We start from the raw sequence: 14,236 nt of genomic DNA, 5'->3' as shown, positions 1-14,236 counted from the left end.
ACGGGCGAATGGCTGAATGTCTGGTTGGTTACAGCCGACCAGATCCATTCAACTATTCGCCCATTCAGCCATTCAACAATCTCCCTACTATGAAAGGCATCATTCTCGCCGGCGGCTCCGGCACCCGGTTGCACCCTCTTACCCTGGCCGTATCCAAGCAGATGATGCCGGTGTACGATAAGCCGATGGTGTACTACCCGCTGTCCATCCTGATGATGGCCGGCATTCGGGAAATCCTCATCATCACCACACCCCACGACCAGCCGCAGTTCAAGAAGCTGCTTGGCGACGGTAGCAATCTGGGCTGCCGCTTCGAGTACGTGGTGCAGGAAGTGCCCAACGGCCTGGCCCAGGCCTTCGTGCTGGGTGCTGACTTCATCGGTGACGACAAAGTAGCTTTGGTGCTCGGCGACAACATCTTCCACGGTGAAGGCATGGAGGAGCTGTTGAAATCCAATAACAATCCCGACGGGGGCGTGGTGTATGCTTACCACGTGCACGACCCCGAGCGCTACGGGGTAGTGGAGTTTGATGCCAACAACAAGGCCCTCAGCATTGAGGAGAAGCCGGCCCAGCCCAAGAGCAACTATGCGGTGCCCGGTCTGTATTTCTACGATAACGACGTGGTGCAGATTGCCCGCGACCTGAAGCCCAGCCCCCGCGGCGAGTACGAAATTACCGACGTAAACCAGGAGTATCTGCGCCGCGGCAAGCTGAAAGTAGGCATCCTGGGCCGCGGCACCGCCTGGCTCGATACGGGTACCTTTGAGAGCCTGATGCAGGCCGGTGAGTTTGTGCGCGTGCTGGAGCAGCGCCAGGGTCTGAAGGTGGGCTCCATTGAAGAGGTGGCTTACCGCCAGGGCTTCATTGACGCTGATCAGCTGCGCAAGATTGCCGAGCCCCTGCGCAAAAGCGGCTACGGCGACTACCTCATGCGCCTGCCTGAGCAACTGCTGATGTAAGCAATCAGCTGTCATTGCGAGCTTAGCGAAGCAATCCTTCCTTTACTAAGCTCTACCCCACGACCTGCACAAAGCCCCTGACGCCAACACGGACGTCAGGGGCTTTGTGCTTATCCAAGGTGTTGAACTGCGTAAAAGGAAGGATTGCTTCGCTCGCAATGACAGCTAAAATACCAGCCCCGCAACCAGCGCCGCGCCCACGATGAGATAGGAGGGCACCCGCTCCCAGAGTAGTAGCAGAAAGGTAACAGCAATAAGAGCTAGATTGATAGGGTTATCCGGCAATGGATGGTAGAGCAGAAACGTGGCCGCGCACACCAGCCCGGCCGATACGGCGTTGATGCCTTCCAGCGAGGCCTTTACCACGCGGTAGCGCTTGAGCTGGTCCCAGAAACGTATCAGGAAAAAGATAAGCAGGGTACCCGGCATAAAGATGCCCACCGCACCCACCAATGCTCCCAGCAGCTGCCCGTCGAGCCCACTCCCGTCGCGGCGCATGGCCAGGGCTCCAATGTAGGAGGCGAAGGAAAAATTCGGACCCGGCAGAGCCTGCACCATGCCCAGGCCCGAGAGAAACTCCTCGGGCGAGAGGTAATGCTTGAACTCTACAAACTCAGTGTAGAACAGCGGAGCCAGCACCTGCCCACCCCCGAACACGAGGCTGCCGTTGCGATAAAAATTCTCGAACAGGCGCATCGGCAGCCACTGCGTGTACTGCCCCAGCACCGCCGCTCCGATGAAGATGCCCAGCCACAGCACGAAGTTGGGCCACTCAATGTGCAGGGGCTGTTTCTCCTGCTGCGGCATCTTCCGGTAGCGGAATGTAGTCAGCAGCCCTCCGGCCAGCAGCAGAATGGGCATCAGCCAGGGCACCTGAAACCGGTACACCAGCATGGCCGCCACCACCATCAGGGCTACTGAGGTTTTGGTGTGAATAACCTTCTCGGCAATCTTGTAGGCGGAGTAAGCCACAAAGCCTACCGCCACCGGCTGCACGTACTGCACCAGCCGGGCTACCTGCTCCTTATCCAAGTAGCTGATGGTGAGGCCGGCGCAGGTCATGATACACACGGCCGGCAGTATCCAGATAACGAGGGTGAGGTAAGCCAGATTAGGCCCGCCTAACCGAAAGCCAATGGCCGTAATGGTTTGGGTAGAAGTGGGGCCCGGCAGAATCTGGCACAACGCCGTCAGCTCCAGCAGCTCGGCGGCCGTGAGGTAGCGGCGCTTATCCACCAGCAGCCGCAGCATCATGGCCAGGTGCGCCTGCGGCCCCCCGAAGGCACTGAGGCCCAGCGCGGCCACGTCCTTCAGGAAGATGAGGTTGCGCACCCGCTTCACCCGCGGCGCGCGCCGGGGCGGAGGAGCCAACTGAATATCATCTTGTGAAACGGGCAACGGCGGAGCAGAGAAAGGTGCCGGGCAAGATACACTTTAGCGGCAACTCCAAACGTATCAGCCGGCCGTTGGCTAACAGAAAAAAGCCCCGCTTCCAACACCGGAAGCGGGGCTTTTCACAAGAGGTATCGGGCTTACTTCTTTTTCAGACCCAGCTCAATCAGTCGCTCGTTTAAGAACTCGCCAGCGGTAATGTCGGCTTCCTTCTTAGGATTCTCGGGCGTTACGCAGCTCTCCAGGGCTGCCAGGCTCATTTCGGAGCGGGGGTGCATGAAGAACGGAATGCTGTAGCGCGAGGAGTTCATCTTCTCGCGGGGTGGGTTTACCACACGGTGAATAGTGCTTTTCAGCACCCCGTTGGTCAGGCGCTGGAGCATGTCGCCTACGTTCACCACAATCTGGTCGGGCAGGGCGGTAATGGGAATCCATTTCCCGTCGCGGCGCTTCACCTGCAGGCCGTCGGCCGAAGCCCCCATCAGCAGGGTAATCAGGTTGATGTCGCCGTGCTCGGCGGCCCGCACGGCGTCGGCCGGCACCGAATCCGGATTTTCGATGGGGTAGTAGTGAATGGGGCGCAGGATACTGTTGCCGTTGCGCACCTTATCATCAAAATAGTTCTCCGGCAGCTTCAGGTACAGAGCAATGGCCCGCAGAATGTCTTTGCCAGCCGCTTCCAGCGTTTTGTAGGTGGTCAGGGCAGTATCCTGGAAGCTCTCCAGCTCCTTTGGCCAGATGTTATCGGGGTATTCCGCCCCGATCGGGTCGTTCACGTCATCCACTTCCTGGCCCACGTGGTAGAACTCCTTCAGGTCGCCGGTGTTGCGGCCCTTGGCGTGCTCCTTGCCCTTGCTCACGTAGCCGCGCTGGCCAGCCAGCTCTGGCTTCTCGTACTGCTGCTTCACCTCGTCGGGCAGGGTGAAGAAGTTTTTTACATCGGCGTACAGCTTTTCCGTTTGCACGTCGGAGAGGCCGTGGTTTTTCAGAGCAATGAAACCGATGTTCTGGTAGGCTTCGCCCAGTTGTTGCACGAAACGGGCTTTGCGCTCCGGGTCGCCGGAGCGGAAATCGGCCAAATCAAGCGACGGAATTTCGTCGAGCAGCTTTTCTTCCATGGTGTGAAGAGGAAATGGTGTACTTAGGGGAGGGACAATACGTACCCGGCAAGGTACGATAAATGCCGGGATTGTGGAGTACATTAACCGGTTGGCAAGCGGGTAAGTTTCAGATGGAACGGGGCCGGCAAAAGTGCAACTTTTGGGTGGCGTCTTCCGTCTGTGCAGGAGCGGCGCAGTGTTGTACTTCGTTGGTATTGCTGGATTTTGCACTCAGCGGATGCAGGCACAGTCCAAATAGACCAGAATCGGAACCTGTGTAGTAACCCCGATTCGTGAGTATATTGCCCGCGGACCGCGGAAAGTGGGTTTTGCCTCGGCTTTCACCGAGCAGCGAAACTTCCGGGCGGGCTGCGACGTCTTTTGAGTCTTGACCGGGTACTTGGGTACTAGCAGGCAAAAAACTGTTTCCTCGGAAGCGTCTGATTTGACCTTGAACGTATGAATGTTACAAAAGTACTGTTGTCGTTAGGGCTGCTGGTGGGAATAGGCCGCGTGGGGCAGGCACAGCACGCCGTATGGGCGTCGAAGGTAGTGGCGGTATCCTCGCAAAAAGCAGAAGGTAAAGAAGCATTTTCGCCGGAAAAAGTACTGGGGGAACCCAACGCCACGCCGCTGGGTCAGGTGAATAACGAAGCCTGGATTCCGAAGAAGGAAGGCAGCAACGAGTTCATCGAAGTTCGGTTTGGCAAGTCCATCATTGCCAAGCAGGTAACAGTGGTTGAAAACTTCAACCCAGGCTCTGTTACGAAGATTGAGCTGGTGGATACGCGTGGCCAAAAGCACCAGGTGTACACCAACGACAGCCCGGGCCCCCTGCCGGAGCAGTTTCGGACGCTGCAGGTCACGTTTTCGCCCGGCACCTACCGCACCATTGGGGTGGTAGTTTCCATGAATACTAAAGCCGTAAACGGCGTAAACCAGATTGATGCCATTGGGGCGGCCGACGTGGCCGAGTCGATGGTGAAGAAGGAGTTCAAGAACGAGGAAAGCGGAGTCAGTTTTGACTCCTCGATGGTGAACCTGGGGCCCACCGTCAACTCCAAGTTTGTGGATACGCACCCGGTTATCTCGCCGGATGGCCGCACGCTGTTCTTTGCCCGGCAGGAGCACCCGCAAAACGTGGGTGGGGCCAAGGACGTGCAGGACGTGTGGTATAGCAACCTCACCAACGCTGAGAAAAAGCAGTGGGGCCCGGCCAAGAACATCGGCAGCCCCATCAACACTCCGCGCGACCCCAACGGCGTGGCCTCGGTATCAGCCAACGGCCAGCAGTTGCTGCTCATTGGCGTGTACCTGCCCGATGGCTCCATGGAACCCAAAGGGCCCAGCTTGAGCCGCCGTACTGCCACGGGCTGGACCAAGCCTGAAAAGGTGGAAATAGACGACTATTACAACGACGACCCCGAAAACGTCGATTTCTTTCTGGCCACCTCAGGCAAGGTGATGCTGATGGCCGTGGACCGTAAGGATGGCAAAGGGCAGCAGGATTTGTACGTGAGCTTCCTGAAGGCCGACGGTAAAACCTGGACGAAACCCCGCAACCTGGGTGGCACCATCAACTCCAACAAGCCGGAGTTTTCACCCTTCTTGGCTTCCGATGGCAAGACGCTGTACTTCGCCTCGGAAGGCCACGGCGGCTACGGCAAGAGCGACCTGTTTTACAGCAAGCGGCTGGACGACACCTGGACCAACTGGAGCGCCCCCCGCAACCTGGGCAGCAGCGTAAACTCCCCCGATTTTGATGCTTACTACACCGTATCGGCGGCGGGTGAGGATGCGTACCTGGTATCAGCCCGCAAGGGTATCGATAACTCAAAAGACATCTTCCGCATCAGCCTGAAGCCGACATTCCGGCCGGAGGTGGTGACGCTGGTGCGCGGCAAGGTGCTGGACGCCAGCAGCAAAAAGCCGGTGGCAGCCACCATTCGCTACGAAAACCTGCTAACCGGGGAGGAAATTGGGGTAGCAGATACCAGCCCCATCGATGGTTCATACACCATTGTATTGCCCTCGGGCGCCCACTATGGCTACCGTGCCGAAGCCAAGGACTACTTGGCTGAATCGGATAACCTGGACGTAACGGACCGGCAGAAATACTCCGAAATCAACCAAGATTTGTACTTGGTGCCGTTTGCAGTAGGCCAGAGCATCAAGCTGAACAACATCTTCTTCGCCCAGAGCAAGTACTACCTGCGCGAGAACTCCTACCCCGAGCTGCTGCGCCTAGTGCGCATCCTGAAGGATTACCCGCAGGTGGAAATTAAGCTGGAGGGCCACACCGACAACCAGGGCGACCCTCAACTAAACGTGAAGCTGAGCCAGGACCGGGTGAATGAGGTGAAAAAGTACCTCGTGCAGAAAGGTATTGCCAGCAGCCGCATCACCACCGAAGGCTACGGCGGTAGCAAGCCCATTGCCAGCAATGACCAGGAAGAAACCCGCAAGCTTAACCGCCGCGTAGAGTTCCGGATTACGAAGAAGTGAGGCCGTCATTGCGAGGAGGCACGACATTCCGCGCATCAAGCGGCGTCAAACCTTCCTTCGCAAAGCGCCCAGCCCCAAGATGCAGAAAGCCCCCGACGTATGTACTTACGCCGGGGGCTTTTGAATAGATCAAGGATTAGAGTCTTGAAAAGGACGGATTGCTTCGGCTCCGCCTCGCAATGACGTTCAGGTATTTCAGTACATTCTTACGACATCCGGCCTTCCTCGCGGCCGGGCTTCACGCTGCCACCCTGGCCGCCGGGATTAGCAATGGAGTCGCGCATGTCGGTGTCGGCCTGTACGTTGCGCATTTTGTAATAGTCCATCACGCCCAGGTTACCGGAGCGGAAGGCTTCGGCAATGGCTTTCGGAATTTCAGCTTCGGCCTGCACTACCAATGCTTTTGCTTCCTGGGTTTTGGCGCGGTTTTCCTGCTCCATGGCCACAGCCATAGCCCGGCGTTCCTCGGCCCGGGCTTCGGCCACGCGCAGGTCGGCGGAAGCCTGGTCGGTCTGGAGCTTGGCCCCGATGTTCTCCCCGATATCCACGTCGGCAATGTCAATGGATAGGATTTCGAAGGCGGTACCGGCATCGAGGCCCTTGCTGAGCACCAGCTTGGAAATCTTATCGGGGTTTTCGAGTACCTCCTTGTGGGAGCGGGACGAGCCGATGCTGGTTACGATACCCTCGCCCACGCGGGCCAGAATGGTCTCCTCGCCGGCCCCGCCCACCAGCTGGGTGATGTTGGCGCGCACCGTTACGCGGGCCTTGGCAATCAGCTGAATGCCATCCTGGGCCACGGCCGCTACGTTGGGCGTGTTAATGACTTTGGGATTCACCGAGGTGGTTACGGCCTCAAATACGTCGCGCCCGGCCAGGTCAATGGCTGTGGCCTGCTTGAAGCTGAGCGGAATGTTGGCCTTATCGGCCGAAATCAGAGCCTTGATTACGCTGGGTACATTGCCACCGGCCAGGTAGTGCGTTTCCAGGTCGTTGGCCGTCAGCTCCAGACCGGCTTTGGTGGAGGTAATGAGGGAGTTGACGATGAGGGCTGGCGGTACCTTCCGAACCCGCATAAAAGCCAACTGGAACAGGCTCACGCGCACTCCGGAGAAAATGGCGGTAATCCAGAGGCTGATGGGGAAGAAGTACAGCAGCACCAGCAGCGCAATACCGCCAACGGCCAGTGGGAAGAGAGGAAAATTCATGCAGTGTATGGGTTGTTTGTTTTCTATAGAAGCAGAAAAGAATAATCAGGAGCTCTAGGCCACGCGCTCCACCACAATGCGGTTTTGCTCAATGCCCAGCACCCGCACCTCGGAGCCGGCCGGCACAAACTCGCCCCGGGTAGTGGCCTCGCGCCGGTCGTCGTGGAACAGCACGGTACCCGCCGGGCGCAGGGCCGAGAGGGTGCGGCCCACTGTACCCGGCTGCACATCAGGATGGCGCACATCGTGCACGCGGGTATGATTGACTTGGGTAAGGGCCACTCGGTTCAGGTTTTTGGGCCTGAGCCCCCAGTACACCAGCACCCCCACCGTTACAATGGAGCCCACCAGCATGACGTGCCCGGTGGCTGAGCCCAGGTCCCGGTAACCCAGCCAGATACCGGCCGCCAGCAGCCCAAAGCCTACCAGCCCCACTACCGTAGTGCCGGGAATAAAAATGACTTCGGCCGCCAGAAAGACCAGCCCAAAAAACAGCAGCAGCGCAATGGTAAGCCAGTCCATAGCAAAATGAGGTTGGTTGCGGGAAAAGATACACAGAAGCTAATAAGATTGCATTGGTTGGCAAAGCAACAGGGCGCGAGGAACCATACGACTGAGCCGGAACGTCCCAAAGTCAGCGCTTTGCGTAAGCCGGATACGTACACCACTCCGTTACTTCCGCTGCCATGCCGTTGTCACTACCCACTTACACCCGCGTGGCGACCTTCTTAGGGTTGCTTGCCACCACCGCCTGTAATTACGATTTGAACGAGCGGCCCGCTGGTCAGGCCCCGAGTGCCGCGGCCAGCCGGATGCCCGCCGTTCTGCCGCTGCGCAATGTGCGGTGGGAATTACGGGAACTCGCCGGCCAACCGGCCCCCGCTACCCAGGAAACACCGTTTCTGGTGCTGCGCGACAACCGTACCCGAGCCGAAGGCCAGGCGGGCTGTAATAAATTCTCGGGGCCTTACACCATGGCGGCCGACAACCGGCTGCGGCTGGGCCCGCTGGTAACCACACGTAGTGCCTGCGCTAATCTGGCGGCAGAAGGCGCGTTTCTGCAGGCCCTCAACCAAGCACAGCGCTACCATTTCAAGGTGGTACGCTCAGCCTGTACGCGGCCGATACCACGGGTACGCCTCTGGCCCGGCTTGCGGCTGTGGCGGAGGAATAGAAAACTCCCCTGGCCCGCACGGCGAACCGCAGGACCAGGGGAGCAAAATGTGTACTAGAGGCTAGCGCAGATTAGTACGCCTTGGCAAAATGGGCGCGACGCTTGCTGGGGCGGCCCGTTACGATGCAGATGCCTTCTTCCTCGGGCTCGGCCAGGGCCAGGCAGCGGATGGTGGCCTTAGTTTCCTCCTTGATGCGCTCCTCCGTTTCGGAAGTGCCATCGTAGTGGGCTACCACGAAGCCGCCCTTATTTTCCAGCACATCCTTGAACTCCTCGTAGCTCTCCACACGGGTGGTGTGGGTTTCGCGGAAGTTGAGGGCGCGCTGGTAGATGTTCCGCTGAATGTCCTGCAGCAGCTGGTCAACGCTGTTCACGATGTCGGCGAGGGGCAGGGTCATCTTCTCCTTGGTGTCGCGGCGGGCTACTTCCAGGGTGCCGTTTTCCAGGTCGCGCATGCCCACGGCAATGCGCACGGGCACGCCTTTCAGCTCCCACTCGGCAAACTTGAAACCGGGGCGCTCAGTGTCCCGGTCGTCAATCTTCACCGAAATGCCGCGCTCAATCAGGCCCATCTGCATGGGGCGGATGCGCTCCATGAGCTCATCGAGCTGGCCGGTTTTGTAGATGGGCACAATGACCACCTGGATGGGCGCCAGCTTGGGCGGCAGCACCAAGCCTTCGTCGTCGGAGTGGGCCATTACCAGGGCGCCCATTAGGCGGGTGCTCACGCCCCAACTGGTACCCCACACGTGCTCCAGCTGACCTTGCTTGTTGGTGAACTGCACATCGAATGCCTTAGCGAAGTTCTGACCCAGGAAGTGCGAAGTACCGGCCTGCAGGGCTTTGCCATCCTGCATCAGGCCCTCGATACAGTAGGTTTCCACGGCACCGGCAAACCGCTCGTTCTCGGTTTTTACGCCTTTTACTACGGGCAGGGCCAGCCACTCCTCGGCAAACTGGGCGTACACCTCCAGCATCTGGCGGGTTTCGGCTACGGCTTCCTCGGCGGTGGCGTGGGCCGTGTGGCCTTCCTGCCACAGGAACTCGGCCGTGCGCAGAAACAGGCGGGTGCGCATTTCCCAGCGCACCACGTTGGCCCACTGGTTGATGAGCAGCGGCAGGTCACGGTAGCTCTGAATCCAGCCTTTGTAGGTGTTCCAGATAACGGCCTCCGAAGTGGGGCGCACAATCAGCTCTTCCTCCAGCTTGGCGTTGGGGTCCACGCGCAACTTGCCCGGCTTGTCGGGGTCATTCTGCAGGCGGTAGTGGGTTACTACGGCGCACTCCTTGGCGAAACCTTCGGCGTTTTTTTCCTCGGCTTCGAACAGGCTTTTAGGCACGAACAGCGGGAAATAGGCATTCTGGTGGCCCGTGCGCTTGAACATGTCGTCGAGGGTGCGCTGCATTTTCTCCCAGATGGCGTAGCCGTAGGGCTTAATCACCATGCAGCCCCGCACCGAGGAGTTTTCGGCCAGGCCGGCCCGTTTTACCAACTCGTTGTACCACAACGAATAATCTTCGGTGCGCTTGGGCAAACTTTTGCTCATATCTTGAGGTATTGTAGAAGTAGTGAAAAAGTTCCTGTTTCTGGTACAAGATTTGACGTAGGAAAAGGGCACCGTTTCGGCCCCAAATTACGTTATTAAATCCGGAGGATTGGGCCCTGACGGACTGCGTGTTGCCGGCCTTCACTCAACCTCCATTTTTCTGATCCAACTTTACGCGTAAGCAGCCATGAAAAAGATATTAGCCCCCATATTGCCCGCCCTGGCCCTGCTTACGCTGGGGGGCTGTGCAAGCACCTCCTATTTAAGTACCACTGAGGACGACGGGATGTACTACTCGTCGAAGGACCGGGTAACGGTTCCGGCGCAGGTAGCTTCCTCCGGGCCATCGGCCACGCCGGTTGCTTCCGAGGAAACTACCGCCGCCCCCGGCGACGTGGCCAACCCCGATTATGCTGGCACTACCAACAGTGCGGCCGCCAACTCCTCGGGAGAGTACTACGACGATGACTATTACTACGCCTCCCGCCTGCGGCGCTTCCACAGCCCGTACCGCGGCATTGGCATGGGTTACTATGATTTTGCCTACACTGACCCTTACTGGTACGGCGGCTCCGTCATCGGTTACTCGCCGTGGGGCTACGGGTACAGCAGCTTCTACGACCCCTTCTACAGCCCCTGGGGTTATGGTGGTGTGAACATCAGCATTGGTTTTGGCCGGCCTTGGGGCTGGGGCCGACCCTGGGGCGGCTACGGATATGGCTACGGCTACAGCCCGTATGATTACTACGGCTGGGGCGGCCCCTGGGGCGGCTACAACTACGGTTACCTGAACGGGTACTACTCGGGCCTGTATGGCGGCGGGTATTATGGCGGTGGTGGTTACTACGGAGGCAATGGCTGGGGTGGCTATTACGACCGGCCGGGCCGGCGCGTAACGTATGGCCCCCGCCGTGACCGGGCCACGGATGGTCAGCGCCTGACGACCTCGCCCGATGGCGTAGTATCCGGCCGGGGCCGGGGCCGCGTGCAGGACGGTTTTACCAGCCCTACGCCCGCACCGAGCGGAATTGTGAGCCAGCCGGGTGGCGGCCGTCGGCGGGTGCAGGAACTGAACGACAATACGCCCGCCGTGGCAATACCCGCGCCTTCCGGTGGCGGCCGGGTACGGGAAGGCAACGTGACCCAGGCGGAGCAGATACCAGTTGGTGGTGCCGAGCGGGTGCCGAATAACCGGCGGTGGCGGGTGCTTGATAACACTACCAATGGCAACGGAGACACGCCCAACTCCAATGGCACTACCGGCCAGCCCATGCCAACGGAGTACGGCCGTCGGCGCCGGGCCGACTGGAGCAACGGAGGCAGCGTTTCGCAGCCGCAGCCAGATCAGCCCCGCGTAGATGACCAGCCCCGGCGGCAGCGGCTGTACGATCCTTCGTCGCAGCCCAGTCAGCCTAGTCAGCCCAGCCGCTCCTATTCCGAGCCGTCCCGGTCGTACTCCCAGCCTAGCCGTTCCTACGAGCCTTCTCGTTCGTATTCGGAACCGTCGCGGAGCAGCAGCGGCGGCAGCTTCGGCGGCGGTAACTCCGGCGGTGGCGGTGGTGGTCGTCGGGGCCGGGTGCAGTAAGCCGACAGGGGCTTCAGTCAGCAACCCTGTTATGTTGTAAATATTCTTGGAAGCCCGGTGTGTTGCTGGGCTTCCCTTCCTCTACCTTTCCTATGAAAATGCTGAAATATGGCCTTGCCGTTGCCCTGTTAGGCTCGGCCAGCCACGCCTTTGCCCAATACAATACCGACGCACTTCGCTTTTCGCAGACGCAGCCTTCCGGTACTGCCCGCACGCTGGGTATCGGGGGAGCTACGGCCGCCGTGGGCGGCGACTTTGGGGCCGTGACGGTGAACCCCGCCGGCTTGGGCATGTTCCAACGCTCCGAATTCTCCTTGTCACCCGGCTTTAGCTCGCTTAATGCCAACAGCCGGGCTTTTGGAAATACCACGGCCGACTCCCGTAACAATCTGCATCTGGGCAGCATCGGGCTGGTGTTTGCCAACCGTCGCCCCGATGATGATTCCAACCCGTGGCGGTCTGGGGCTTTCTCCATCGGGCTTACGCGCACCGCCGACTACAACACGAGCTTCCGGTATCAGGGACAGCCAACATTCGAGCAGGACATCTTTCAGCGGTTTAGTGAAGACCAAAGGGCGGCCCTCGACGACCTGGCTTATAACACGTACCTCACGGATAGCCTGGACGTAAATAACGATACAAAGGGGCGGCTTATAAAGCGCGGACTTTCCAAAGCGGTTAACAACACGGGCAACGTCAACCAAGCAGAAACCGTGCGCACCACGGGCAGTCAAACCCAATTCGATTTTGCGTACGGTGCCAGTTACTTGGATAAGCTCTACATCGGCGGCGGTATCGGCATCGTAACCTCGCGCTACACTTCGGAAAACATCCTCACGGCCTCTGACCCCACGCCGGTCAGCAATGATGCGGGAACCTCATTCGCCTCATTGCGGCAGCGGGACTTCCTGGAAACGAAAGGAGCGGGCATCAACGCCCGGGTGGGGATAATCTACAAGCCAATAGATGCACTGCGTATTGGGGCTTCGGTGCAAACTCCTACTTATCAGCAATTTACTGAAACATTCAATTCCTCCCTGGAGGCAAAGTTTGACAAACAGGTGATTGTTGGTAGTCAGCGGTACACTTCTGCCAGCTCCTCCCTTGACCCGAACGTGTTTGACTACGCGGTAACCTCGCCATTCCGGGCAACGGGTGGGGTAGCGGCCGTGATAGGAAAGTATGGCTTCGTGAGTGGCGACGTGGAGTACGTGAATTACGCCAGCGCCCGCCTCAGCAACTACAACAACAACGGGGTGCAGGGCAACGCCGACTTTAGCTACGATAATGACGACATCCGCAACCTGTATACTAAAGCCGTGAACCTGCGCGTGGGCGGGGAACTGCGGGCCGACATCTTCCGGGTGCGGGCCGGTTTTGCCCACTACGGCAACCCGTACCGGAATTCAGCTACCGACCAGAGCCGTACGTTTTATACCGGCGGCGTAGGGTTGCGGCAGAAGAACTTTTTTCTGGATGCAGCCGGCGTGTACAGCACCAATTCTCGCCAATATTCGCCCTACACGCTCCGCAACCGCGCTGATACGCCCGTGGTGCAAGTGGATAACAAGCGTTTCACTACTACGCTCACGGCCGGCTTTCTGTTCTAGAAATTTCACTGACCCCATTATAATAAAGCCGGCCCCGCAGTCTGTGGGGCCGGCTTTATTTATGATGAAATTTACAGAACTATTTGCTCACGCGTACCTGCACTACCAGAGTTGGTATGCCGGTCGTAATGATGTTGTCCACGGCCAGCAGCCCGTAGCGGTTGTCGGGCGTTTTGAACGCAATTACTTGCCCTTTAGCGAGCGGGCCGGTGCGAGTAGCTGTCGAAAACGAATTGCCCTGATACTGGTTGTACACGCTGGTTAGGGCCTCAGTGGTGGAGTAACTGGCCAGGGCCCCCGCGGTGAGCGGGGTGGAACGGATTTCGGTGCGCCGGCCGGTCCAGGGAAGCTTCAGGGCCGCATCGGCGGTAGTAGCCAGGCTGGGCGCTACGGTAGCGGAGCCGGGTACATACACCAAATCCACCAGCTTCTGGTTATCGGGTAGCTTACGCAGGGAAAAGCTGGGCAGTGTGAGACCCTCGCGCAGGGCCAGGAAGCTGCGGCGACCAAATGCCCCGGGAGCCTGCAGCGGGAGGGTATAGCTGTGGAACGCTGTAGCCGAATCGGTGCGGCCCAGGCGCAGGTAGAAGCTCCGGATGCCGTGGTTGTCTTTAGCATCAGTGAAGTCGTAGGTCCAGATTTCCTTGCCGGCGGTGGTGCGGGCCGGCTGCACGCTCTGGAAAGCAAACTCGCGGGCGTTGGTAATCAGCGTATCCAGGTACACCAGCGAGGAAGAGATAGAATCAGCCCCTTCCTTGTAATTCAATGGGTATCCAACCAATAGCTGAGTGGGCTGGTACCTGGCCTTAATGAGCAGGCGCGTGAGCGGGGCGTCGTCGCTTTCGGCTTCGGCAAATACCTTCACCGCTATTGTGTCGCCGGCCACCGTGATGCGGCGGGAGGCCGGGTTGAAACGGGTGCTGCCCACGAAATTGACGCGCGGCCCCGGCTCCAGGGCCGGCTCGCAGGCCGTCAGGCAAATCGGGAAAAGCAATAGAGAGACGGGACGAAAACGCATAGCAGGGTAAAGATACGGATGGATTCAGACGGGCCACGGCTTTGCTTGCGTCCGGGCTGCCCGACCGGCCGCGTACCGGCCGGGGTGCAACCTTACGGGCTGCTTTGGCTACCTTAACGCCGGATTCCCGCCGAC

11 protein-coding genes are annotated in these 14,236 nt (G+C 59.1%); 5 read left to right on the top strand and 6 right to left on the bottom strand.

Annotation, left to right across the window (positions count from 1 at the left end):
- The first annotated feature begins 89 nt into the window (after window positions 1-89).
- A complete protein-coding gene (gene rfbA, locus LF252_RS17635) occupies window positions 90-962 on the top strand; it encodes a glucose-1-phosphate thymidylyltransferase RfbA (protein ID WP_226270907.1) in 873 nt (290 codons plus the stop codon).
- A 165-nt stretch (window positions 963-1,127) separates the two neighbouring features.
- On the opposite strand, the gene chrA is transcribed toward rfbA, so the two are convergent.
- The gene (gene chrA / locus LF252_RS17630) at window positions 1,128-2,360 is read right to left on the bottom strand and encodes a chromate efflux transporter (RefSeq protein WP_226270906.1); all 1,233 of its coding nucleotides are present in this window, start codon (window positions 2,358-2,360) and stop codon (window positions 1,128-1,130) included.
- Between the two features lie 134 nt (window positions 2,361-2,494).
- Window positions 2,495-3,472, bottom strand: coding sequence for an isopenicillin N synthase family dioxygenase (locus LF252_RS17625; RefSeq protein ID WP_226270905.1), 978 nt, complete (start codon window positions 3,470-3,472; stop codon window positions 2,495-2,497).
- Between the two features lie 441 nt (window positions 3,473-3,913).
- On the opposite strand from LF252_RS17625, the gene LF252_RS17620 reads away from it, so the two are divergent.
- A complete protein-coding gene (locus tag LF252_RS17620) occupies window positions 3,914-5,959 on the top strand; it encodes an OmpA family protein (RefSeq protein WP_226270904.1) in 2,046 nt (681 codons plus the stop codon).
- A 206-nt stretch (window positions 5,960-6,165) separates the two neighbouring features.
- On the opposite strand, the gene floA is transcribed toward LF252_RS17620, so the two are convergent.
- Both floA and LF252_RS17610 read right to left on the bottom strand, forming a co-directional pair.
- Window positions 6,166-7,167: a flotillin-like protein FloA gene (floA, locus tag LF252_RS17615; RefSeq protein WP_226270903.1), complete on the bottom strand. Its 1,002-nt coding sequence runs from the start codon at window positions 7,165-7,167 to the stop codon at window positions 6,166-6,168.
- Between the two features lie 54 nt (window positions 7,168-7,221).
- Window positions 7,222-7,689 carry an NfeD family protein gene (locus LF252_RS17610; protein WP_226270902.1) on the bottom strand — a complete coding sequence of 156 codons (468 nt, stop codon included), beginning with the start codon at window positions 7,687-7,689 and terminating at the stop codon, window positions 7,222-7,224.
- Window positions 7,690-7,853: 164 nt separating this feature from the next.
- Between LF252_RS17610 and LF252_RS17605 the strand changes: the two genes are divergently transcribed.
- Window positions 7,854-8,399 (top strand): META domain-containing protein, encoded by a 546-nt coding sequence (locus tag LF252_RS17605; RefSeq protein WP_226270901.1) that lies wholly within the window; start codon window positions 7,854-7,856, stop codon window positions 8,397-8,399.
- Between the two features lie 13 nt (window positions 8,400-8,412).
- Here LF252_RS17605 and proS read toward each other — a convergent pair whose 3' ends face one another.
- On the bottom strand, window positions 8,413-9,888 hold the full coding sequence (gene proS / locus LF252_RS17600) for a proline--tRNA ligase (RefSeq protein WP_226270900.1): 1,476 nt from the start codon (window positions 9,886-9,888) through the stop codon (window positions 8,413-8,415).
- Window positions 9,889-10,075: 187 nt separating this feature from the next.
- Here proS and LF252_RS17595 point away from each other — a divergent pair, with 187 nt between their 5' ends.
- Both LF252_RS17595 and LF252_RS17590 read left to right on the top strand, forming a co-directional pair.
- A complete protein-coding gene (locus tag LF252_RS17595) occupies window positions 10,076-11,473 on the top strand; it encodes a YgdI/YgdR family lipoprotein (RefSeq protein ID WP_226270899.1) in 1,398 nt (465 codons plus the stop codon).
- A 92-nt stretch (window positions 11,474-11,565) separates the two neighbouring features.
- On the top strand, window positions 11,566-13,083 hold the full coding sequence (locus tag LF252_RS17590; protein ID WP_226270898.1) for an OmpP1/FadL family transporter: 1,518 nt from the start codon (window positions 11,566-11,568) through the stop codon (window positions 13,081-13,083).
- Between the two features lie 79 nt (window positions 13,084-13,162).
- Here LF252_RS17590 and LF252_RS17585 read toward each other — a convergent pair whose 3' ends face one another.
- Window positions 13,163-14,101 (bottom strand): hypothetical protein, encoded by a 939-nt coding sequence (locus tag LF252_RS17585; RefSeq protein WP_226270897.1) that lies wholly within the window; start codon window positions 14,099-14,101, stop codon window positions 13,163-13,165.
- Window positions 14,102-14,236 lie beyond the last annotated feature (135 nt).

Origin of the sequence: Hymenobacter pini (genome assembly GCF_020421205.1) — a bacterium.
In the GTDB taxonomy this organism is placed as follows: Bacteria; Bacteroidota; Bacteroidia; order Cytophagales; family Hymenobacteraceae; genus Hymenobacter; species Hymenobacter pini.
Note: the sequence above shows the minus strand (reverse complement) of the source record. Positions and strands in the feature narration are given on the sequence as shown.

Excerpts from the sequence above, each read along its gene's own strand:
- rfbA (WP_226270907.1), top strand. The coding sequence starts at position 90 with ATGAAAGGCATCATTCTCGCCGGCGGCTCCGGCACCCGGTTGCACCCT.
- LF252_RS17625 (WP_226270905.1), bottom strand. The coding sequence starts at position 3,472 with ATGGAAGAAAAGCTGCTCGACGAAATTCCGTCGCTTGATTTGGCCGAT.
- LF252_RS17620 (WP_226270904.1), top strand. The coding sequence starts at position 3,914 with ATGAATGTTACAAAAGTACTGTTGTCGTTAGGGCTGCTGGTGGGAATA.
- floA (WP_226270903.1), bottom strand. The coding sequence starts at position 7,167 with ATGAATTTTCCTCTCTTCCCACTGGCCGTTGGCGGTATTGCGCTGCTG.
- LF252_RS17610 (WP_226270902.1), bottom strand. The coding sequence starts at position 7,689 with ATGGACTGGCTTACCATTGCGCTGCTGCTGTTTTTTGGGCTGGTCTTT.
- LF252_RS17605 (WP_226270901.1), top strand. The coding sequence starts at position 7,854 with ATGCCGTTGTCACTACCCACTTACACCCGCGTGGCGACCTTCTTAGGG.
- proS (WP_226270900.1), bottom strand. The coding sequence starts at position 9,888 with ATGAGCAAAAGTTTGCCCAAGCGCACCGAAGATTATTCGTTGTGGTAC.
- LF252_RS17595 (WP_226270899.1), top strand. The coding sequence starts at position 10,076 with ATGAAAAAGATATTAGCCCCCATATTGCCCGCCCTGGCCCTGCTTACG.
- LF252_RS17590 (WP_226270898.1), top strand. The coding sequence starts at position 11,566 with ATGAAAATGCTGAAATATGGCCTTGCCGTTGCCCTGTTAGGCTCGGCC.
- LF252_RS17585 (WP_226270897.1), bottom strand. The coding sequence starts at position 14,101 with ATGCGTTTTCGTCCCGTCTCTCTATTGCTTTTCCCGATTTGCCTGACG.